We start from the raw sequence: 22,977 nt of genomic DNA, 5'->3' as shown, positions 1-22,977 counted from the left end.
CGGCTCCTGCCAGAAAAACCACATTTGCCGGGGCCAAAGAGGTTTTTTCAGGCACGCTGAAGGCTCCGGATGACGAAGCGTTATCCGTTGGCTTCAAGATTCATGCGTTTTTCTTGAAAAGCGTCCGTCAGGCCAACTCCGGGAGTCATGCATGATCAGACGCCAGGATCAGAGGGCGATGGAAATACTTCCATCACCCCGTTTCATTACAGTGGAGCGTCAATATCAACGATATTGATCAGCTTGTGATTGACGAACTCCTTGATGCCCAGACCGATCAGTTCACGACCGAAGCCAGAATTCTTGATGCCGCCAAATGGCAGGTCTGCCTTGGGAATGAGTGGATGGTTGATGAACACCATGCCCGTCCGGATGCGGGACGCCACATGTGCGCCACGGGTTTCATCCTTCGTGAAAACGGCACCACCCAGCCCATAGGGGGAGTCATTTGCGATGCGTACCGCATCATCTTCGTCCTTGGCGCGATAAAGCTGCGTTACCGGACCGAAGAATTCCCAGTGCCGGGCTGCGTTGTTGCTGTCCAGTCCCGTCATGAGCAGCGGACGGAAGAAAGAGCCTTTTTCTGGCACAGGCGCACCAATTGCTTCAACCTTCGCACCGTGCTTCTTGGCCTCTTCGACCTGGCGTTCCAGATCTTCCTTCGCGCCCTGGGAACAGACCGGTGCAAGCGTCGTCGCCGGATCCATTGGGTCGCCAGCTTTCAGTTCGGCAACACCCTTCTTGTACAGCTCCAGGAAACGGTCATAAATGGCGTCGGCCACAATAAGACGCTTAGCAGAAACACAGACCTGACCAGCATTCCAGTGACGTCCGATCACTGCAAACTTTGCCGCCTTTTCAACGTCTGCATCTTCCAGAACGATGAAAGAATCTGCACCACCAAGTTCCATCATGGATTTCTTGAGGGCCTTGCCAGCCGTGGCGGCGATGATGGTACCGGCCCCTTCGGAACCCGTCAGCGCAACGCCAACAACACGGGGATCACTCAGGATCATCTCGGTATGGTGACGGGCTGTGTAAAGATTACGGAACAGTCCAGCCGGGAGACCAGCTTCCTTCATCAGCTCTTCGCAGATGGCGGCGCATTGTGGCAGGTTGGACGCATGCTTCAGAATGACCGCATTACCTGCGGAGAGCTGCGGCGCAATGATGCGGACGACCTGATAGAACGGGAAATTCCACGGTTCGATCGCAAGAACAATCCCAAGCGGCTCATGAACCAGAACAGCCTTGCCCTCAGCAGGATCGGCAATGGGGAGAGATTCTGGTTTCAGTAGTTCTTCAGCATATTTTGCATAATACTCGAAGATCTCGGCGGAAAGGATGACTTCCTTTTTGGACTCTGAAAAAAGCTTGCCCATCTCCAGCGTGCCGAGGCGGGCATATTTATCAACGTCGCGGCGCAGAATGTCAGCCGCAGCCTTCATGATCCGGGCGCGCTCGGCAAATGAGGTCTCACGCCATTTTTCATAGGCGGCATTGGCCTGCGTCAGAGCAGCCTGAACCTCGGCATCCGTTGCATTCGGGAAGGTTGCCAGCACTTCGCCGGTAAAAGGATTGGTACTTGCGTAAGCCATTCTTACCTCGTGTTGCACGTACGGAAAAAGTAACGCTGAGCAGAGCCTGCCATTTTCGTGCAGGTGACCATCGGGTTCTGACCTCTCCGGTCACGAAACGCACGGCCATCTGCTGAGCGGGCAGGGGAATGCATTGAGAGAACTCCCTCCTCAGACAGTCTTTTCCCAATAAAATTAGACCGGTCGTATAATATTAGACCGGTCGTCTATAGAATCGAACCAACAGGAGGCGGGGCCTCGCTGCTGTCTTCAGGTATGATCGAGAAAGCTTTTCGTCGCTACCCATGCATTATCAAATGGATGTGAGTCCTTTGTGATCTTGACCATCAGGGTTGCGCCAAGCCACTGCTGATAAAGTGCCTGCGCAAGGATATAGGAATTCATGTCCGACTGGATGGATCCATCCTCCTGACCAGCCCGGACGATAGACGTAATGCGCTCGACGGCCTGTTCCGTTCCGTTTTTGAGAATATGCCGCATTCGTTCCGAAAGGTCCGAAACCTCAGCTCCCAGCTTAACGATCAGACATTTGTCACCTGTTTTCCCGTCAACGTGCGTCTCCCACCAAAACTGGCAGTAGGCGAGGATTTTCTCTCGGCCATTTTTCCGGGAGGCTCCGAACATGGTGTCCATCTTGGCCAGATAATCTGAGACATACAGACGGAGAAGTTCCTCGCCAAACGCCTCTTTGGACTCAAAATAATGATAAAAAGAGCCCTTTGGGATGCCAGCGACCTCGATGATCTGAGAAATGCCAACCGCCGAAAAACCCTGGCTTCCGATCAGGGGACGGGCTGCATCCACAATGGTGCGTCTGACAAGCATCTGTTTGGTTGCAACGGTCATCTATCATTCATGCGTCCGGTAGCCGGACGGGTCAATATCTTCTCCAGATTTTTGAGGAAACAGAACGGTTCCGGTCGAAATTCATGCCCTTTCCGAGCTTATGATTGCGATCTTCCGCACAGATTTTTCCCCGGGTCTGATCACTCTTGCCCGACTTTGCTGGGATACCACGGAATCTTCCAGGCCATTTCTGGAACGGACCAATGAGCATGTCATCCTCATGAAGAGGCATCCTGTAAATCTGCCAGAAATAGAGGCACCGCTCAGGTCCTGATATTTTAATTGACCGAACCGAATGGTCATATTAGGGCAGGGCATCAACAAGACGAACATTGGCCCCTCACGCGCGTCCGCAGGCCCGTGTGGCAGGCGCAAAAAGCACAATATCTTTGGAAAGACCGAAATGGCGCAGGATTCCCACACCGATCAGTCCGGAAATACGAATGACACCAAACAGGAAGGTGGGAAAAAGAAGAAGAATCCTCTGGTTCGGGTCCTTGTCATTCTTTTCATTGTCCTCGCCGTCATCGCCACGGGCATCTACTGGTACCTCACCCGCAATGACATCGATACAGACGACGCCTATACGGACGGCCGGAAAATCTCGATGGCCCCGCATGTCAGCGGTTATGTGACCCAGCTTCTGGTCAATGACAATCAGTTCGTGCGCGCCGGGCAACTGCTCGTGAAAATTGATGACCGGGACTATCGTGCGTCGCTTCAGAAGGCCGTGGGTCAGCTGGAAGAAGCCGAAGCAAATCTGCGCGCATCCAATGCCCGATATGAAGTCGCCAAGCTGGAATTTCCTGCCATTCTCACGCAGGCGCAGGGTAATCTGGCAAGCGCCAAGGCCCAGTTAACAAAAAGCCTTGCAGATTACAAGCGCCAGTCAACCGTATCCCGTCAGGCTACTAGCCAGCAGGATATTGACTATGCCAAAGCCGCGCTCGACCAGGCGCGTGCCCAGGTGCTGTCCGCACAGGGCCGTCTGCAGCAGGCCACTCCGGTGATTCCGAATATCTCCACCTCCCAGGAAACCATTACCCAAGAACAGGCCCTTCTGAAGACGGCCCAGGCCAATCTGGCGCTTGCCCAGCTGAATCTGGGCTGGACGGAAGTTCGCGCGCCACATGATGGCTGGATTTCCCAGCGTAATGTCGAGCAGGGCAATTACGTCCAGCAGGGACAGCAGATTTTCACGCTCGTGCAGCCTGAAATCTGGGTGACCGCGAACTACAAGGAAACCCAGATCACCAGGATGAGGCCCGGTCAGTCCGTTGATCTGAGTGTGGACGCCTATCCCGCGCTGAAACTGCATGGACATGTGGATTCCATTCAGCTTGGTTCAGGTGAGCAGTTCAGCGCGTTCCCAGCCGAGAATGCGACGGGCAACTTCGTGAAGATCGTGCAGCGTGTTCCCGTCAAGATCCTGATCGATAGCGGTCTTGACCCGAAGCTCCCGCTGGCCATCGGACTGTCCGTTGTGCCCACGGTGTATGTGCAATGAGCGACGCTGCCAGCACAGCACATGAAGACTGGAAGCCGAAAGCCAATCCCTGGCTGATTGCCGTTGTCGTGACGATGGGCGCCTTCATGGAAGTGCTCGACACGACCATCATCAATGTGGCCCTGCCACACATTGCCGGTGCGCTGGGCAGCAGCTACGACGACGCGACATGGGCCCTGACAGCCTATCTCGTTGCGAACGGTGTCGTTCTGACGATTTCAGGCTGGCTCAGCCGGCTTTTCGGGCGCAAGCGTTACTTTCTCATCTGTGTGGCCCTGTTCACGGTCTGCTCTTTTCTCTGCGGGCTTTCCAACAGCCTGCCGATGCTGATCGTTTTCCGTCTGTTGCAGGGCTTCTTTGGCGGCGGTCTTCAGCCTAGTCAGCAGTCGATCATCCTCGACACCTTCCCGCCCGCAAAGCGCGGAGCGGCCATGGGGCTGGCTGCCATTGCAACCGTGGTGGCGCCTGTTCTCGGTCCGCTCGCGGGAGGTTATCTCGTCGATAATTTTTCCTGGAACTGGATTTTTTACGTCAACGTGCCTTTCGGCATCCTGACATTCATCGGTGTGTCCGCTCTTGTTGAGGATCCGCCGTGGGAGCAGCGACGTCGCGAGAAGATTGATGTCATTGGCATTACCCTGATCACCATTGGTCTGGGTTGTCTCGAGGTCATGTGTGACCGCGGTGAAGACGATGGATGGTTTGGTTCCAATTTCATCATTACCATGGCCGTACTGGGCGTCGTCGGGATCATCGCTTCGATCGTATGGCTGCTAAAGGCCAAGGATCCACTCCTGAACCTGGCTATTTTCAAGGACCGAAACTTCGCGGTTGCCACGTTTCTCATGGCCATGGTCGGCGCCATTCTTTACGCCGCGGCGATCATCGTACCCCAGTTTGCGCAGCAGGTTCTTGGATATACTGCAACCGTATCGGGAGAGGTTCTCGCTCCCGGTGGCGTGGCGATCATCTGTCTGATCCCGTTTGTGGGGCGGCTTATGGGCTTCATCCAGATCCGCAAGATCGTCGCTTTCGGCTTCTTCTTCATGGGCGTTTCCATGTTCTATTCAGCCCATCTGATGCCGACGACCAATTTCATGCATCTCGTGGAATACCGGATTGCCCAGACTGCGGCTCTGGCTTTCCTGTTCGTCCCTCTTTCGACGATCGCCTATGAGACGTTGCCCCGTGAACTGAACGGCGATGCGTCGGCCATGTTCAGCATGTCCCGTAACTATGTTGGTTCGCTCGCCATTTCCCTGAGTACCGCCGCCGTGATAGAGACCCAGCAGGAGCGGCAGAGTTATCTCGCGCACTGGATGACGCCGCTGCGTTCCGAATACCTGCAATATCTCGCTGTTGTGAAACAGCGCGCCATTGAACATGGCTTCACGTCTTCGGCGGCATCCTCGGTTGCTCTTCACAAACTTCTGCAAACGTTCAGTACACAGGTCTCGATGTTGGCGTACAATCAAATATTCATGGCAATCGGGACGATTTCGTTTCTGGTCGTGCCAGTCTGTTTCCTTCTGGCTCCCAACAGCGCACATGGCGGCAAGAAAGCGGGAGGCCACTGATGAGCGTGTTTTTACAGCCTATGTTTCAGATGAAGTTTGTCAGGGCAGGGGTTATCTTGTCCGCCATGACGGCCCTGTCGGCCTGCTCCGTAGGGCCGCATTACCACAAGCCTGACCCCTGGGCGCCGGGCGCATATGAGCCGCGTCCGCAGGACAGTCATCAGTTCAGTCAGGCCAGTATGGACAGACCTGATCCGAACTGGTGGAAGATCTTTCATGATCCGGAACTGGATCAACTGGAAAGTCGCATCGCCGAGCAGAATCTCGATGTTCAGCGGGCAGCGGAGGAACTGGCGCAAAGCCGTGCTCAGATGCTGGTTTCGGGTGCGGGACGTTTCCCGACGCTGGATGCCAACGCATCCTATTCACGCAATCAGTACAGTTCTAAGTCGCTCCAGTACATCCTCGGTCACATTGCCAAGTCTTCTACTGTCGGAGGCGTCAACAACCCTCTGGTCGGAGATCTGGGAGCCGCCGCCAGCAACGCCGAGATCCCTCTGCTGAACCGTTGGACGGATGGGATTGACGCCAGCTATGAAATCGATCTGTGGGGACGGATTTCCTCAGCCTACGAGCAGGCGAAAGCCGAGATGCAGGCCTCGCGGGAAGTACAGCGCGGTATCCTGATCGCCCGGCAGGCGGATATGGCCCGGGACTACATGACCCTCCGCGGTGCGCAGGAGCGTCTGCGGATTGCGCAGGAGAACCGTGGTCTTCAGGCCTCCACACTTGCCCTGACGGAAGACAGGCACCGGTCTGGACTGGTCAGTGACGTCGATGTCCAGAGTGCCCGGGCCCAGCTTGGCGAAACGGACGCACAGATCGCCCGGATGAAGCAGGCTGCGGAAGAGCAGATGAATGCGATTGCCCTTCTTCTGGGTGCTCCTCCGCGTTCCCTGAACGCCGAACTGGAGCAGGCCAACCGAATTCCGGTTGTCCCGCCGCGCGTTCCTGTCGGCATTCCGTCCCAGCTTGCCGAACGCCGGCCGGATATCCGTGAGGCCGACGCCCGGCTGCACTCGGCCACGGCAGGCGTCGCATCCGCAACGGCGGAGTTCTATCCCAAGGTCACTATTGACGCCGGGTTCGGGATCCAGTCGCTGTCCTTCCGGGATTTCGGCATGTGGAGCGCCCGCGCCTGGAACGTTGGACCCCGCATTACTCTTCCGATCTTTCAGGGCGGACGTCTGACGGGCAATCTTCGTCTCACCAGGGCGCAGCAGCGCGAAGCCGCTATTGCCTATCGCTCGACGGTTCTTGGAGCGTGGCGTGACATCGATAATGCCCTGATCGCCTATCGCGACGAACAGGCCCGGCACGACGGATTTACCGCCAGCAGTGAGGCTGCGCGTCAGTCTTTCGAACTGGCCCGGGATCAGTATCGTCACGGCCTGACAAACTATCTGAATGTCCTTTCGGCACAGGCCAACATGGAAAATGCCGATCTGAATCTTGCAGACAGCACTGCTGAACTCGCAACAGACGTGGTGAAACTCTACAATGCCCTGGGCGGTGGATGGGAAACTACTTACCCATTGACCAGAAAAAAGCAGATCGCCAGCGCCCGTGCGGCAAAGACGAACTGATTGAAAGGGTGTCCGAGGATCGTATGTCTACTTTGTCCCTGAGTGAGAAAGCATTTCAGGCGAAACGGAATCAGATACTGCGTGGTGCAGAAGCGGTTTTTCTGGATCTGGGATACGAAGGTGCGTCCATGTCACGGATCGCACAGTACGCTGCTGTCTCCAAGGGGACATTGTACAATCATTTCAAGGACAAGAAGGATCTCTTCCGGGAGATCATTCTGAGTATCAGCAAAAACAAGCTTTCCGGTCTGTTCAGATACGAGGAGCATTTTGACGGGGCGTGCGAAACCTGTCTTGTTGCCATCTGTGAGGAGTTTGTCACCGCTATAACGCATCCGATCTCTCTGGGGATTTACAGGATTGTCGTCTCGGAAGCGCCCAAATTTCCGGAAATATCGGAAATCATGCAGGAATATGCGATCAATCCGACGCGTTCCTGTATCCGTTCCGCGTTGATTTACTGGTGTAAAAAACAGACTCTTCAGGTTGAGGACATGGATCAGGCAGAGCGGGTTTTCATTTCGCTCTGTATGTCTGGTATTGTGGAGCGCAGGCGCCTGTGTGTCCCTGTCGACAGTTCCGCAGAAGCCATTTCCAGGCATGGCAGGGAAGTCGTCAGAATTTTCATGAAAATCTATAGCTGAATTCTGGCTGACCATCTTCCGGCTCGAAGGGATTTTCTTTCCAGACCCTTTTGCCTGATGGGGGCAGCAGTATTCCGTCCTGTTTCCCAGTCTTGTGGTGTGCTGATTCACGATGCGGAGGTGGAAGATTGTAGCAAATCAACTGCCAGCACGTTCTCATCGACAATGGAACAGACATACCCTGTTTGGTTCGCGTCTACAGAATCCCGGCCATCCCGGACAGGCAGATTTTCCGGCAGCGGGCGAAAGGTTTATGGAAAGTACAGACGTCAGTTCTGTGAAGGAGATTCAAGACTGCATCAGTATATATTTATACCTGTAGGTTATAATGCGGTAGTCCAGAAAAAAGGGTACCTGAAACGCACTTGTTCCAGCTCGTGAAAACCCTGTATAAAACATCAGACGAAACCAGATCTGGTGTAAGGGAATTTGAGTTCATTGGTTATATCCCAACCCGTTTCAGCAACGCTGACCAGTGCCGCAGTATTCCTCGTGGCAACATTCCGGGAAGGGGCAGAGGTAACTGCGCAGGTCCGGGATCTTCTGGGTGATATGTCCTCACTGGTTCGGGGCGTAGGATTCCGCATTCCTGACGGACGTCTCTCCTGCATCACGGGGCTTGGTTCTACCGCTTGGGACCGTCTGTTCGGACAGCCCAGACCAGCCGGTCTCCATCCTTTTCAGGGAATCGATGGCGTGCACAAGGCGCCGTCCACCCCGGGGGACCTGCTGTTCCATATCCGTGCGACACGGATGGATCTGTGTTTCGAACTGGCATCTGCCATTGCATCGCGTCTGGATGGGGCCGGCGAGATCATTGATGAAGTCCATGGCTTCAAATATTTTGACGAGCGCGACCTGCTCGGCTTTGTGGATGGAACTGAAAATCCGACGGGCCAGACTGCTCTCGACGCGACGATCATTGGAGACGAAGACCCCGCTTTTGCCGGTGGAAGTTACGTTATCATCCAAAAATACCTTCATGATCTGAAAAAATGGGATGCCATCCCGACCGAGGTTCAGGAACACATCATCGGCCGCAGGAAAGTATCCGATATCGAACTTCGGGACGTCGACAAGCCCAGCTATGCTCATAATGTTCTGACCAACATTGAAGAAAACGGGCAGCAGCTTCAGATCGTGCGCGACAACATGCCTTTCGGGCAGGTCGGCAAGGGCGAATATGGCACCTATTTCATCGGATACGCCAAATCGCCTGACCGTATCGAACGGATGCTTCAGAACATGTTCGTCGGTAAGCCCGCCGGGAATTATGATCGTATTCTCGATGTAAGCCGGGCAGTCACCGGGACCCTTTTCTTTATTCCGACAGCCGATTTCTTGGACAATGTGCCTGATATGGTGCTTCCTGCGGCAAAACACGACGACGCTAGGTCGGAAACTGGAAAGACCCCGCCTGCACAACAGGCAGGAATTTCGGGACATGGCTCCCTCGCTATCGGTTCCCTGAAAGAGGATGTCTGACATGAACAACCTGCATCGCCATCTTGCTCCGGTTTCAGGTGCAGCCTGGGCACAGATCGAAGAGGAGGCGGCCCGCACGCTTCGGCGTCATCTGGCCGGGCGCCGGATCGTAGATACGACCGAACCCAAAGGTGAGGCCTTCGCCGCGGTGGGAACCGGGCGTAAAGCCATGCTGCAAGCGCCTTCTGAAGGTGTCATCGCGTCCGCGCGGACCGTTCTGCCTCTGGTTGAACTCCGGGTGCCATTCACGCTCTCTCGCGAGGAAATCGACGCTGTCGACCGGGGGTCGCTGGATTCTGACTGGCAACCGGTCAAGGATGCGGCAAAGAAAATCGCCTTCTCTGAGGACCGTGCTATTTTTAATGGCTATGAAGCCGCCGGCATTAAGGGCGTCCGGAACGCTACGACCAATACTCCACTCCAATTGCCCGAAGCAGCAAAGGATTATCCTGCCGCCATTGCGCGGGCCCTGAATGCGCTCAGACTGGCGGGCGTCAATGGTCCCTATGCCGTTGTTCTTGGTGCGCAGGCCTATCTGGCGGTCAATGGCGGCAATGATGACGGATATCCGGTCCGCAGGCATCTTGAAAGCCTGATCGATGGCAAGATCATCTGGGCTCCTGCCCTTGAAGGAGCCTTTGTCATGAGTATGCGCGGAGGAGATTACCTGCTTGACGTCGGTCAGGATTTTTCCATTGGCTATCTAAGCCATTCGGCCGAAACGGTTGAACTTTATCTCCAGGAAAGCTTTGTCTTTCGCGTACTAACTGGCGAAGCCACCGTCATTCTTGATGAGTCAGTCCGCAAGACTGCCTGATTTAACCTGTTTTTTATGTTCAAAGGATTGTCTCCAATGTCTCATGATCATGTCAGTCATCCGCACAGTTCCATGCGTGAAGTCGCTCAAAAGGCGACCCATTCGTCCAAACTCCTGACCAAGGAGGAAATTATTCTTCTGGCCGAGCACGTCGCGAAGCGGGTAGGCTCCACAACCGAGGAAGAGCGGGAAATTGCCAAAAAGGCAATTCGTAACCCTGAAGGTGCTGAAAGCCATGACCTGTCGAAACTGGGTGAAAGAGCCCTGCAGGACAGGTAACCAAACCGTCATTGGTACTGGAATGAATGCTACAAGCGACAAGGAACTGATATGGAAAACCCCCTGAAAGACAGCCCACAGCAAGAAGCCCGTATTCTGGCCAAGGCAAAGGAGCTTTGGGAAGCGGACGGAAAACCGGCATGTGGTCCCGAGGGATACAAGGAAGAAGCCACCGATCTGATCGGCATGGCGCTTAACTCGGATGCTGGAGAAGTCCCGGTCAAGTCACCTGTTCCGCTGGATGCGAACGGTCAGCCGATTGAGGAAGCCTGGACGCAGGAAAATCTGGGTAATCCGGGAGGCGATATGAACGAACTGGACGACAAACAGGAAGTCCCGTTCGCGACCCGCAAGGAAGAAGCGGACGCCCTGAAAAACGAATAACCGCGTATATCCTCTGTGTTCGTATCCTGTCTGAGGCCATGACGGACACAGAGGTTTCCTATCCGCTCTGATTTCAGGCTCAGCAGACGAGGGCTATTGTTTCAGCCTGACATTTCCTGCTTGGTTGCATAGGCGCGGCGCCCACAAGTCATCAATGGCTGCACTAATCCTTTTCGAAGGTGCAGAGAGGGCCGGATCTTGCAGTCTGACGTCGTCCTGTAAGCAGTATCATCTTTGTCGGCTTCAGCAAATAGCGGGTTTGCCGATCCTTGGTGTGATAATCTGGTCGGCTCTGGACGTGCTTCGTGTCAGAAGTGCCAGACACTTTTCAGCCATAAGAAAATAGGTTGTTTCATATCCATATTCCCGCGCCTGAAGCGATAAGAAAGGAAGTGACATGGTTTACCTCAAAGCCAGCAGGCTCTCCGAACCTGGTATATGATGAGCCGAAGGAATTTTTATCCCTGCTCATCAAAGATTTTGTTTGCCTGGACGGAAAAACTCTGCGGAAAACTTTGATACGGAACGGACAACCATAGTTTTGTCTTTATAGCCAAACTGCTATTCAGTTCTGATAGACCATCAAGATGGACATACCCAGAATGACTTCTCTCCCCAGCGTTGCCATAGTACTTTTTGTCAAGAATGAGTTTTCAGATATTGCAGGCTGGATCGCGTGGCATCGTGCGTTAGGAGTAAAAACATTATTCATTTTTGATGATCATTCATCAGATGGAACCTGGGAAATCATTCAGTCCGCTGCTGCTGTTTGCGATATCCGCGCCTTCAGAACGGACCCGGTCAGACAACCGGACTTTTACCTGCGTCAGCGGGACAGTTTTATGGCGGCAGCAGAAATGTGCAAGGGCCAGTACGACTGGCTGGGCTTTCTGGACGGTGATGAATACGTCTATCTCCGCCATCACAATACTCTTCCTGCCTTTCTATCCGGTTTCGATCATGCAGATGCGGTTGGTCTGTCCTGGCGGATTCAAGGGAGTTCGGAACGGGTTGTCCGCCCTAAAGTAACAAGCGTGGAAGCCTTCCTGCAGCATTCAACGCCTGAACTGGGGGACAACAGGCTCATCAAAAGCTTTGTCCGTCCGGAAAAACTTGGTCCCACCTATTACAATCCGCACTGGTATGACATTCCTCCTGAGCGTTACGTGCGTCCGGATGGTCGGCCTGTAAACGGACAGGATGCTAATCAGGAAATCGATTGGAATGATGCTTTCGTCATGCACTACATCTGCCGAAGCATGGAGCATTATATCCAGCGGATTAAGCGGCGACTAAATGCTGATCTTGGTGATTCCATTATTTACTGGAAGCATTTTGATCGCAATGATGCGACGGATCATGAACCACTGCGTTTTATTTCTGCGGTACATGTCCTGCTGAAAGACATCTATCATGTCATGGTAGAAAGAGCGATCTCTGCCCTGCGCAATACTTGGGATAAGCTTGAAGATACGCTGGTGACGAGGCCAGAACAGGAAAAGCCTCCGACTGTCTATCGTCTCAGAACCCATTTTGAGACTTTCCTGTACCTTCTTCCTCACGAACGCCGCGTCGTTCACTGCACACATGAAACGGCTGAACAGAACAGCCTGCTGCCTCTTTATGCCGCGATACACGGCTGTACTCCTGGTGTCATGACACTTTTCACGGCCCTGCAAGGGGAGCCGGATGCGCGTCATCTCCTTCGCTTGCGGAATGACGATAGACTGTCAGATACGCTCATCTATGTTCTCCGTTCCATGGAGGAGCATCGTTACGCAGCATATAACCCGGTCACAAATCTTCATATTGCCTTTGTTCCCAATCCCAATCCAGGACAGCCGCAAGGTATTGAACGTGTGGTGGCTGACAGACGTGAAATCAGAGATTGGGAACAATTCGAGCTTGTTCCTGATGAAACTGTTTCCTATTGGAGCGACAGGGCGCCTCTGACGTTCAATCCCAACACGAAAACAACAGCCGATCAGATTCTGATCTGGCTGGTGGAGGCTTCTATTGCTCCGCGTGCCGACGAATTCCTGCGCGTTCTGGCCTGTGTGCCGGTTTCCGTCCGTGAGGAAATTTCCCGCCGTGTTCCCGGGCTTTTATGGACTTTCGTGTGAAAGATCGCCAGAGCAAAATAATAATTTTCTTGATATAGTAGGATTAATTATTTTATCGGAAATATTTCAAACTAGGCTCAGGATTTATAGTCAGAACACGGCGGTCGCAGCGTGTTGCGACCCGTCCCCATTCCTTGAGCCTGCCGAACATGATCTCGACGCGGGTATTTTAGCCTGTCATATCTGACAGCTTTTCCGCGGGATTTCCATCTTGGGATGCAGGATCTGATCCCTTTTTCTTCTAGGGTGGGCATCCCTGAACCAGTCAGCGTCACACCCTCGGTCTCCTAGCATACATTGTGCTGCAGGAAGACTGTCCAGTAGAGCAGTTGCGCCGGTATAATCACTGATCTGGCCTGCCGTGGCTCTTGGGAAAAAGGGGCGCAGACGATCCATCTGTTCGTCCGTCAGCCAATACAGGTCGCTCATCTTCAGTCTGCTCATAGAGCCTGAATCGGATTTCCGTACTCAAATTAATAAGGCCTGAGCTTAAGAGTAACTCGTGACTTTGACTTATCTGAATATCAGTTTCCTCGTAGCGTTGCCCCTGACGCTCGTCCTACCTTAGGTCGAGAATAGCTTACGGCCGTGTCTGAAAATCAGCACCACTTCTATTCTAGCAACAAACGCAAAACATATAACAGAATAACATGGCCATATCACCGCATACATGGCCATTGCCGAACCGGCAAGAGTATAAATTCTTCCCAGTCATCCAGTGTTGACAATAATTCGATGCGCCCATTCTCACGAGACGACAAGTAATGTCCATTGATTTCAATGGAACAACGTCCTCGTATAGCTTTTACTCGACCAGGGACTGGCACAAGACCTGCGGGCGTTACCGCTACAAGCTCGTTACCTAGCAACGTTACCATCGTTCCGTCCTGACAAAGATGACGATGGGTTTGAGAAAATTCTCCGCTAGCGTGGTTGTAACATAGTAATTCACCTCGCCAGTTCATAAGACGTGGGAGCGCGACAGCTGGCGGATGATTGCCAGTAGCCATCGCGAAAAAAGCATCAGCGTCCCGCGTATAGCCAAAACGCATTAGATCGGCTGCAATTCGCCAAAGACGGTTGCTCTGGTCGCGAGAGCACTGGTTGACGGCTAGCATTGTACGCCGGCATGTCAAAGCCTTGGCTCCCAGAGAAGGGCGATGCCGGAAAGCCCGTTCGATTACCCTAATGATATTTTCAATATTATAACGTCTTGTTTCGGCCACAATCTGACAGACGGCGGCAGGATTGTCGAGATTATCAAGCATGGCACGGAAGGGTTTGCTTCCTTTGAGACAGCTCAAAACCATATGGCTTGCATAACAGGCTGCGACGGGCTCGACCTCAGTATGGTAACGCAGATTCTCGATTTCTTCCAGATCTGGAAGTTCATACGGATCATAAAGTGCATAGATCCGACCGCTAACATCTTCTTGGCTAATACCCATTCTTTTCATAAAAGGCTGGAAAAAATGCTTGAATTGAGAAAAGTAAGGCGCTTCCTCTTTATCAAGACTCCACTGGGGGGCAAGGGCCAGAACATTATCTAGACCTAGTACGCGAGAATATTTTATTGCCGCGTAAGCGCCCATTGATATTCCATAACCTATAACCCGAACTGACCCCGGCGTAGAGAGAGCCATCCGCCGCTTCGCAATCCAAGCACGGATCAGCTGAAAAATAGCCGTATAATCGCCCTCGCGATACCACCCGTTTTGGCGCGCGACAACGCCTACCCAAGGAAGATCGAGTTGTCTCGCCAATGCTGCACCAAAGAATGAGCCGTCATAACGCTCAGGGGCGTCTATTCCAGTAAAGCTCACCACAATGAATTGACTCGCCTCTGAGCCATACCAAGAACGTACAAAATAATGATCGGTCTCGCAGAGGTTTTGTATATGTTCCATTCCGTAAGTCTCTACATGTTTTCAAGAACTGTGAAAACAGAGGTGCATGACTTTTACTAGGTTCGCCATACTCAGGTTGTGCAATATCATTGACCTAGCCGAGGATTTTATCGATCTCTTTCACAAGATAAGCTCGTCAAAGCTAAATTCGGATAAGTATCTGAAATAACATAAAAATATATGTTTCTCTTCGGTCGCCTTTTACGTAATTTTTCAAGACAGTCGGCGCGTGTCCAAGTGTTATCAAATCTTCCTTAGAACCTGTTTGGAAAATCACGAGCGAATGTTTCTGCGCATGAGACTGGGGCCCATGATGACAACGATCATGGCTTGTGACACGCTAATGTAGCGCTCGTAATCACGCATGAACCGCCGCCAATGGGGCATCTAGCCGAAAGTTCTCTCGACCATCCTGTGTCATGGCGTCACCCCGAAGCTCTTTACTCCGTCTCAGCGGCAGATGATCTTGCCGATAAAACTCAGATAGGTCGTGTCGCCTTATCTATCAACTTCAAGCGGTCATAGGTGCTCTCGGCGAATAGATGCTTCATCCATGACCAGCATTTGCGGATCGCATCCAGGATCATCTGAGCGCCGGCATTGTCGGAGATGTCGGTCGGGATTAAGTTGATCATCACTAGGCACCCGTCCGTATCGACAACCATATGCCGCTTGCGGCCGGTAACCTTCTTTCCGGCATCGTATCCCTTGTTCTCGCATGAAGGATCTTGATGCTCTGGCTATCGATCACTCCTGCTATTGAACTGGACTCACGACCTGCCTGCTCCCGGATGAGTATTAGCTCAACGTTATGGGTGGTCTGAAACAGGAATTGGCGTGCCAGTGTCCTAAGTGGATCGGCAGCATACGCGAACCGAAGCCTGAACGAGTAAAGTTGATCGTCTCACGGAATTCACTCTCCTGCGGGCGGTCACGACACCTAAAGCTTGGTATTAATGGCGCAATCCGTTCCCATTTCTTGTTCGTTATGTCAGACAGGTAGCGTTTTCTCTTACGGATGATGCTGGCTGTCTGATCCCTCTGTTCTGACATAGATGTCCAGAGCTTGCATCATATCAGAACAATTTCTCAAACAAGCTCTAACCGAGCCTAGTAGACAACAGATCTATATGTTCTAGTGTATCAAAATTGTTCTCTCTTGTCTTTGTTGTTTTATAATAAGGAAATAAAATTATGCGTTGTGCAGTCTGTTGTGTGGCGAAAAATGAAAGTAAAGAAATACTTTATTGGATATCGTGGTATATAGCACTCGGATTTGATACAGTTATTTTATTTGATGATAATAGTATATATGATTCTGTTGCTAAAATAATCCGTGCAAAAGGTAATTTTGATATTCGCTTGATTCGTGTGTCACAAAGCGCAACCTATCATGCTGTCCGTCAGGTCCAGATTTATAATCATGTATCTACGACATATCGGGATGAATTTGACTGGATCGCTTTCTTTGATGCAGATGAATATCTTGATCTTTATGGTGAAGACATTAAAGACTTCCTCTCAAGAATGAATGATTATGATAGTGTTGCCTTTAATTGGGCTAACTATGGGTGGAACGGTCATGTTATGCGTCCGTCCGGACCGCCTGTTCTGGCCTACACCAAACATGGCGCGCCAGACCTGTTCTGGAATCGCCACACCAAAGTCATTACACGTCCAACAGCAATCCCGCAGAATAGCATTGCTTATGTCCATGCCTCTCCCGTTCCTGCAGAACGTACAGCCTCCGCTGACGGCCAGCCTATTCGGTGGCTAGACGGGCATCGCGCCGGCTTGACGCAAAACGAACCTGACTGGAAAGGAGGACGGCTTATCCATTTGCAGGCACGTAGTATGGAAAATTACGTACAGCGAGAATATCTGCGCGAAGATCTACGTCGCCATCCCGATGATCCATCAAATTCCGTTTTTTATGATCCCAGGTATAACGAACAAACGACACCAATAAATGTCGCTTACGTTGAAAAAATGTTCCATTTATTACATTTTATGTCATGTAATTTTATGCGATCTATGATGATTACTTTGGAAGAGAATTATCTTGGCCTTGTTTCCTTGTGCAAGTCTGATATCACAAAGGAAATACCTATTTATCAAGAAAGTAAAAATTTCTCTCAAGGTGAGAAAAATGAACGCTGGACTTCTGATCATTCGGAGCCGTCTTCATTGATGGAAGAGGTTTTTAGTGAAGGAACAGGAAGTTTATTTGAATTAGAGACCTTTGAAAGAACTACCATCGGAATAAAAAATGGAAATGTTTCACTTGATCCGTTATCTGAAACTCCAAAACTTTTAGCTCTGGCCCTTAAAGGGAAACCAATACTTCACTTGATGATGGCCGATTTTGGTCGGTTTTCTATTCGCAACGACCCTCGTGTGCTGCGAATTTTGACGTATGAAGTACATACGAATAGTGATGGATCAATTTCTCTCACTCATCCTAGGACTGGACGCTATGTTTCCGCACGGATGAATTCGCGGGAAGTCGAAGTTGGGCTTCAGCGTGCCTATGATTGGGAAAAATTTTATCTGCGGCCGATCGAGATGAAGTCGTCTGTTAACATGCTCGCCCGTTTCTTGGAATCTGTGACGTCCCTTCGAAATTTTGTAGCAAAAGGCCTTGCGACGGCTCCTATGGAAGACGCGATCGCAGCTGCTTTCTGCACCTTGCCTTCGTATGAGCGGAAAGCAATCGCAAGGCTTGCTGGAGAAGTCCCTGAATTTATTTATTGAGATTTATTATCCCTGATTGACTTCATGGTACTTTTTACCACGTACTCAGTGCTACGCGCTTCCACGTGTTCTCTGCGACACAGACGTAATGGTAATTTGCATCATCAGTGAATTGTCCCGCGGTACAGGGGGCGGAGGAAGAAGTGGGTGTAGTCAGCGTCTCGGTATAGCCGGTTGCTGTTAGCCCGCTTTCGGCAACCTTCAGCATCAATGTGGGCGTGGAAGCTGACCCATCCGAATTCGCTCCTTGCGTGGAATAGAAGTTATAAGTCCCGGTGTGCCACGTTAACCAGGCATGATTGTTCCCCAAGGATGTATCAACTGTTGCGCCGTTGCCGGTGACATTACTGATGTCACCCTGAGGCACCTCCATATGAAATCCGTCGTTATACTGGATGAAACCTCCGGGTGAGGCATGCAGCCCATTAACGCCGTTGAGGATACGTGGCCCAAATTGCGGACCTGCCGCTCCCAGCATCAGTGAACCGTCCGTTAGAACCGACATGCAGGCAGTTGCGCTATCCGCAAAGCCATTGTCTGCGCCACAAAGTGCAACGCCTCCTTTTGCCCAACTCGGGTTAAAGGAAAGATCACCCTTATAGATGCCATATTGTCCTGTGGTAGTGCCGTCCGTGCCGAACTGTGATCCGCCGATCCATTCCCCTAGATGTAGTGAGTTATCTGCCGGGTAGTGAACGCCGGATACGCCCCCTGTGCCGAGCGTATCCGTACGCTGCACCATCCTTAGTCCAAGCATATTCGAGCGCACGTCGGTCGGTGCGTCTGTTCCCTGCATAGCCTCCATGATTTCAGTTGTGCTTCCGGTCGTCGCAGCCGGTCCACGCCGCGAATTGACGTCCAGAACCCCACCGAAGAAATCGCGTCCATCCGTCCCCAGGCCTGTCTGGAAAGCCGTTGGCCAATTTCCCTGGGCAATGAATGATGCGCTGTCCGGTGATACGAGCGGTGTAGAATTTTGGAGAACCGCCGTAAACCCTTGGGCATGCATCCAGCCATCTGGTTTGGTACTGGGTACATACACGTCCAGTTCGTTTCCTTGGCAGGAATTGACCGGAGCGTCGTTTTTAAGAATTTTCGTGCCAGAAGCGGAAGAGGGCGGATAATCCAGCGCACATTTGGTGTTTTGCGCAAACGCCTGGTTGTAAGTGCCGATTACAAGAAGTGGATGAGAATAGGCACTGTAGAACACTTGATCGAGCCCTACGGAAGTATCGGGAATTGCCCCGCTGTTCGTGCCGTTTACTCCAACCCATGCCCCCGAGCTATGCCAACCCGCGCTCATGTCCAGATGAGTGCTGTTCTCTGAGGTGGTGACGCCCGTAATGTAGCCAGACCACAAATTCGGCGTCTGATGCGCGGGAAAGCCGACTTTCGCCGCCACCATTGTCGGCTGTGCTGCCATGAGATTAGTATAGACGAGCACGCCCGCGCCTCCCTTACCGATACGGTTCCACATTTGCGTGAAAGAGTCAGGTAGAGCTGGTGTGACAGTCACACCCCCCGTATCGAAAGTCAGTGTATGTGTTACCCCGGTATCGTCGGTAAAATCTGCACCAACCTTATAATAAGGTGTGGTATTTGAAGCTTGTACAAACTCGGCGATCGCATCGAAGTCACCCGATCCTCCACGCAAGTCTGACCACACACTATTACCCATCTCGATATCGACCAGAGAGCCGACATTGCCGTAAGTCCAGGGTGCGCCGTAAACTGCCAATGCGCCGCTTTGCCACGGTTGCTTGCCGCCGATCATGACCGTATCGGGATTCTCCCAAGGATCGGAATTCCAGCGAAAACCGGTTGTTACGAGTGGCTCGTTCGCTACGGCATCCGTTGAAGAAGAGTCTGCATCATTGGGAAGAACAGTTGCAGTTGTCGTTGAACCCAGTTGTACCGATCCTGCTGCTGTTAGTGCGTTCGCCGTGTCTATCGGGGCTGTCATGTTTCCTGCAGCGTTCAGACCAGCGACACCATTGGCTTCGTTGATTTCTGACTTCAAAAGGACAGTTGAAGAATCAAGTTGAGGGCAGGTTTGGGGAGTACCGTTTGAATCTACTCCGCATATTTGGGAAACTACTGTTGTTTCATGCCATGCGCCATCACTTCCTCGATAAGTCGGAGCAATAGGTTTTAGCTCTGCATTAATGCCTGTGGTTATCAGAGTAGGTTTAAAATTCTTATTGTTTGAAACATAAGAATATGGCGCCCCTTTTCCAAGGGCATGTTTATTTTCAAATGGTAAAAAAATAAAAACACTAGGAAAAACAGAAAACGTAAAGAATAATATTTTCAGTTTATTGCTCAGCATTTTTTTTCCTTATTTCTAACGTTGTTAAATGTCCATATAAAAGTAACAGAATGATGCAGATAGGAATGATTTCTATTTTAATAGAAATACATAATATTTCAAAAAATAATAATAAATATTGATTATTATAGATGTTTTTTAATTTATTGTTTGAATTTGTATTATGATTATTATAAAAATTCTTTCATAAAAAGAGTAGAAACAACAGATTTATGCTGCAGACTATGATTCATATTATTATTGATGAGGTTAAAACAATAAGTGGGAAATTTTACCCAGTATTTATGATAATAAAGTCACAAAAACCTTATTATGTCATATATAATGCATTATTCGTCTAAGTATGTCAATGTTTTTCACGGCACTCTTTGAATTGGATAAAAAAATAATAACGCATAGAATTTTTTTGATTCCGGATAATTAAGAGTATTTTATTTTTTATTACTATACCATTATAATATTGTATACTTCTGTGTATTTATCATTGATAATTTACAAAAATCGTACTTGAAAACCTGATCAAGAAATTGGTCTTATGTGATCAGTAAGCGTTGCGCGAAGGCACCTATGACTGTTTGAAGTTAATAGACAAGGCGACCTATCTGAATTTTATTGTCGAGATCACCTGCCGCCGAGACAGAGCAAAGAGCTCCGGGGTATTGCCGCGAATCTAGGTGGCCGAGAGAGCTTTTATCTGGATGAATCCGCTGCCGCCGGTTTGTGCGTGATTACAAGCGCTATATTGGCATTTCACAAGCCATGATCTTTGTCGCCATGGGCACCATTCTCATGCGCAGAAACGCTCGTCCGTGATTTTCCAAACAAGTTCTAACAACTGGAATCTGTATAGAAAGTGCTACCTAATCGAAAACATGTTCGCAAAGCTAAAAAACTGGCGGCAGTCGCAACGCGATACGACCGCTGTGCTCATTCATATCCGCAATCTACATCGAGGCAAGCTTCATCTTCTGGCTTAAAGAATGAGTTCTGAGTCTACTAGGCCCCAATATCTGGCGCTGGGTTCTATGGAAAAATTACGATAATATGTCTGTCTCACACGACAAGGAAAAAGTGTTGGGCATTTGAGGTCTACTACTGAGGGGGTTGGTCCCCGGACGAGTGATCTGAGTGGTTCCAAACGAGGCGACATCGAGTGGAATGTCGGCGGAGCGTATGGCAGCATTTCCCTTTGTGGCTATGCTCAGAGTTGCGGCCTGCGTGTAGAGGGAAGTGGTCAGGTTACGGCTGATAAAATCGTTCAGATGAACAATGGATTTGACAATCTGGCTGATAGCTGGATTGAAGGTGGCAAAAGACTCTGGATCAAGCCAGCGACTGTTTCCAATAATCTTGTTGGGGGATGGTATGTTCCAGACAGTTACTATCTGAAAACAGCATCCAATATCAGCGCCACAATTCATCTTCAGGCCACAGGAGATCTGCAATCCACGAACAGTACAGATAATGTTTCAGGCCTGCACGGCGATGGTCACGGGAACTGGAATACAACGACCGACACAGTTGGAGGCGGTTCCTTGAAAGAGGCATCCTATACGTTGGCGACTCTTCCTACAACCAACGAGCAAGACGGAAGTCATCTCTGGTGCTCTGACTGCACGCTCAATGGTATTTCTGGCGTTGAAGCCTATTGGCATTCTTCTTCCAAATGGACAGATAGCCAGAACAATACGCTTGGCAATTGATATCTACTGATATGTTTGTCCTTTATTGTAGCTGGCGGTTTTTCAATAAATTATCTTATGAAAGCCGCCAGCTGCCGGATGCGATGAACAAGTAACGGTATGTCGAAAGGGCGTAGCCCTACTGAGACGTGACTAGATGTATCCACCCCGGTCTCGATCAGTTCTCCCCAGTACAGAAGTCCCATCTGTATGGTAAGATTGAGGATACAGGGGTTCTGATGGTGTTGGGGAACCAGTTCACAGACGATGGTGCCAGGCTGACACCAGACCACATTGGCCATTCCTGCTCCCAATGCTCCCACGACCATTCTGGCCTGTGAAAACAGGTGGATCTGCGCGTTTATATTCAGGGTTTCGGGCTGCACGATCGTGAAATCTTCCTGTTTCAGGGCAAATGCCAGCTCCGTTTCATTGGCCATCAGCCGGTTTGACGCATTTCCGCGCGCAATGAAGATTTTCAGCGTTCGGGCTGTACCACGTTTAACGCCAGCGCGAGCGGTCAGAGCCCGGTATGCCCTGCAGGATCGTGTCGATACCGAGAAATCAGCCGCTCCCCGAACATAATCCGTGTAAATGACTTTTCTAAAAGCATATTGCTGACCGTGATGGGTCGTTACGCTGTTATCCGGATCAAATCCGCTGAGACGAAGTGTGTCCTCCTGCCAGGGTGTCAGGGAAGGAAGAATGAGGCTGCCCGGGAAGCCCTTTTCATGCAGAATGAACAGCGTTGGTACAGTATGAGCGAGCCAATGATAGTAATTCAGGTTCCAGTGATCGAAACAGGCCGCCATGACCGGCTGTTTTTTCGGTGCCGCGACAAGACATTCCGGGCGTACGGTCAGTGCCTGAACATCCGCAGGAGACTGGAGATAGGCTGTATCGACAATTGGTCGGCCGTCCTTAAGAAACACCATTAGGGACCGGTCCAGAACGACATTCTCCAGCACAAACTGACGCAGGGTCAGCGGCGTGGATCGCCAGTCACGGAAAAGGGATGCCGTACCGTCAGGGAGCCTTCCGTCCTGCACCAGACGCGGTAGATGACTGTCCGTCCGTTCCATTTCGATGGTATAAGATGCTGCGGTCTCCAGCGTCAGGGGAGCGGAAGGCAGACGGGGCGAGGGAGGCTTTTTGCGTTTCAGCCAGTTGAAGACCATGCTGTTGTTTTTCCTCCCCGATCTGTCTCTTCCCTAACCGATTCTGCCTGTTTCACGAAACTAGGGTTTCAGACAGTTCAGGATGTGCTGTTTTTTCTGGGGAATTATCCGGTTCAGGCATGGCCGCACAGCATAAGATCCTATCAGAACAAAACCTTTCATGAGGCATGAAAAGAAAAGCGTTTGTTTTCATTAAGTGTCCTGACCTGCTGTTTCCGGTAAAATCCCCTTTTTTACCTGATCGGTGACAGGCAGTGATTTCCTCTTCACTGACTTGTGCT

The 22,977-nt window shown here is 51.1% G+C and carries 16 protein-coding genes and 3 pseudogenes; 12 read left to right on the top strand and 7 right to left on the bottom strand.

Going from position 1 to position 22,977, the window contains the following annotated elements:
• Positions 1 to 206: 206 nt before the first annotated feature.
• Both GMO_RS11815 and GMO_RS11810 read right to left on the bottom strand, forming a co-directional pair.
• Positions 207 to 1,598 (bottom strand): NAD-dependent succinate-semialdehyde dehydrogenase, encoded by a 1,392-nt coding sequence (locus GMO_RS11815; RefSeq protein ID WP_008852653.1) that lies wholly within the window; start codon positions 1,596 to 1,598, stop codon positions 207 to 209.
• Positions 1,599 to 1,847: 249 nt separating this feature from the next.
• Positions 1,848 to 2,444, bottom strand: coding sequence for a TetR/AcrR family transcriptional regulator (locus GMO_RS11810; protein ID WP_008852652.1), 597 nt, complete (start codon positions 2,442 to 2,444; stop codon positions 1,848 to 1,850).
• A gap of 403 nt (positions 2,445 to 2,847) precedes the next feature.
• Here GMO_RS11810 and GMO_RS11800 point away from each other — a divergent pair, with 403 nt between their 5' ends.
• The 9 genes from GMO_RS11800 (at position 2,848) to GMO_RS11760 (ending at position 12,846) form a co-directional block, all read left to right on the top strand.
• Complete coding sequence (locus tag GMO_RS11800) at positions 2,848 to 3,951, top strand: HlyD family secretion protein (protein ID WP_008852650.1); 1,104 nt, start codon at positions 2,848 to 2,850, stop codon at positions 3,949 to 3,951.
• A complete protein-coding gene (locus GMO_RS11795; protein WP_008852649.1) occupies positions 3,948 to 5,528 on the top strand; it encodes a DHA2 family efflux MFS transporter permease subunit in 1,581 nt (526 codons plus the stop codon). Before GMO_RS11800 ends, GMO_RS11795 begins: the two co-directional genes overlap by 4 nt.
• Before the next feature lie 65 nt (positions 5,529 to 5,593).
• The gene (locus GMO_RS11790; RefSeq protein ID WP_083813677.1) at positions 5,594 to 7,114 is read left to right on the top strand and encodes an efflux transporter outer membrane subunit; all 1,521 of its coding nucleotides are present in this window, start codon (positions 5,594 to 5,596) and stop codon (positions 7,112 to 7,114) included.
• A complete protein-coding gene (locus GMO_RS15000; protein WP_083813669.1) occupies positions 7,045 to 7,758 on the top strand; it encodes a TetR/AcrR family transcriptional regulator in 714 nt (237 codons plus the stop codon). Before GMO_RS11790 ends, GMO_RS15000 begins: the two co-directional genes overlap by 70 nt.
• Positions 7,759 to 8,196: 438 nt before the next feature.
• Positions 8,197 to 9,243: a Dyp-type peroxidase gene (locus GMO_RS11780; protein WP_040509445.1), complete on the top strand. Its 1,047-nt coding sequence runs from the start codon at positions 8,197 to 8,199 to the stop codon at positions 9,241 to 9,243.
• 1 nt (position 9,244) lies between these two features.
• A complete protein-coding gene (locus GMO_RS11775; protein WP_040509443.1) occupies positions 9,245 to 10,060 on the top strand; it encodes a family 1 encapsulin nanocompartment shell protein in 816 nt (271 codons plus the stop codon).
• A 36-nt stretch (positions 10,061 to 10,096) separates the two neighbouring features.
• Positions 10,097 to 10,339 carry a hypothetical protein gene (locus tag GMO_RS11770; protein WP_040509442.1) on the top strand — a complete coding sequence of 81 codons (243 nt, stop codon included), beginning with the start codon at positions 10,097 to 10,099 and terminating at the stop codon, positions 10,337 to 10,339.
• 51 nt (positions 10,340 to 10,390) lie between these two features.
• Positions 10,391 to 10,723, top strand: a complete 333-nt coding sequence (locus GMO_RS11765) for a hypothetical protein (RefSeq protein ID WP_008852643.1) — start codon at positions 10,391 to 10,393, stop codon at positions 10,721 to 10,723.
• Positions 10,724 to 11,310: 587 nt separating this feature from the next.
• Entirely contained in the window at positions 11,311 to 12,846 is a 1,536-nt protein-coding gene (locus GMO_RS11760; RefSeq protein ID WP_342632844.1) for a glycosyltransferase family 2 protein, read from the top strand.
• A 52-nt stretch (positions 12,847 to 12,898) separates the two neighbouring features.
• Here GMO_RS11760 and GMO_RS14015 read toward each other — a convergent pair.
• From GMO_RS14015 to GMO_RS11745, 3 genes and pseudogenes are all read right to left on the bottom strand, one after another.
• Positions 12,899 to 13,230 (bottom strand): annotated as a pseudogene (locus tag GMO_RS14015) (hypothetical protein); the annotation flags it as partial.
• Between the two features lie 275 nt (positions 13,231 to 13,505).
• Positions 13,506 to 14,753 carry an alpha/beta fold hydrolase gene (locus GMO_RS14250; protein ID WP_008852640.1) on the bottom strand — a complete coding sequence of 416 codons (1,248 nt, stop codon included), beginning with the start codon at positions 14,751 to 14,753 and terminating at the stop codon, positions 13,506 to 13,508.
• 273 nt (positions 14,754 to 15,026) lie between these two features.
• Positions 15,027 to 15,806: pseudogene (locus GMO_RS11745) on the bottom strand (transposase).
• A gap of 141 nt (positions 15,807 to 15,947) precedes the next feature.
• Between GMO_RS11745 and GMO_RS14010 the strand changes: the two are divergent.
• Positions 15,948 to 17,507 (top strand): glycosyltransferase family 2 protein, encoded by a 1,560-nt coding sequence (locus GMO_RS14010; RefSeq protein ID WP_008852639.1) that lies wholly within the window; start codon positions 15,948 to 15,950, stop codon positions 17,505 to 17,507.
• Positions 17,508 to 17,541: 34 nt separating this feature from the next.
• Here GMO_RS14010 and GMO_RS11735 read toward each other — a convergent pair whose 3' ends face one another.
• On the bottom strand, positions 17,542 to 19,836 hold the full coding sequence (locus GMO_RS11735) for a hypothetical protein (RefSeq protein WP_008852638.1): 2,295 nt from the start codon (positions 19,834 to 19,836) through the stop codon (positions 17,542 to 17,544).
• A 557-nt stretch (positions 19,837 to 20,393) separates the two neighbouring features.
• Here GMO_RS11735 and GMO_RS14740 point away from each other — a divergent pair.
• Both GMO_RS14740 and GMO_RS11730 read left to right on the top strand, forming a co-directional pair.
• Positions 20,394 to 20,649, top strand: a pseudogene (locus GMO_RS14740) (IS5/IS1182 family transposase); the annotation flags it as partial.
• Positions 20,650 to 20,918: 269 nt separating this feature from the next.
• Positions 20,919 to 21,539 (top strand): hypothetical protein, encoded by a 621-nt coding sequence (locus GMO_RS11730; RefSeq protein ID WP_139064456.1) that lies wholly within the window; start codon positions 20,919 to 20,921, stop codon positions 21,537 to 21,539.
• Between the two features lie 50 nt (positions 21,540 to 21,589).
• Here GMO_RS11730 and GMO_RS11725 read toward each other — a convergent pair whose 3' ends face one another.
• Positions 21,590 to 22,696 carry a glycosyltransferase family 61 protein gene (locus tag GMO_RS11725; RefSeq protein ID WP_008852636.1) on the bottom strand — a complete coding sequence of 369 codons (1,107 nt, stop codon included), beginning with the start codon at positions 22,694 to 22,696 and terminating at the stop codon, positions 21,590 to 21,592.
• Between the last annotated feature and the right edge of the window lie 281 nt (positions 22,697 to 22,977).

This window comes from Gluconobacter morbifer G707, assembly GCF_000234355.1.
Taxonomy (GTDB): Bacteria; Pseudomonadota; Alphaproteobacteria; order Acetobacterales; family Acetobacteraceae; genus Gluconobacter; species Gluconobacter morbifer.
This window is presented reverse-complemented; position numbering and strand designations above follow the sequence as displayed.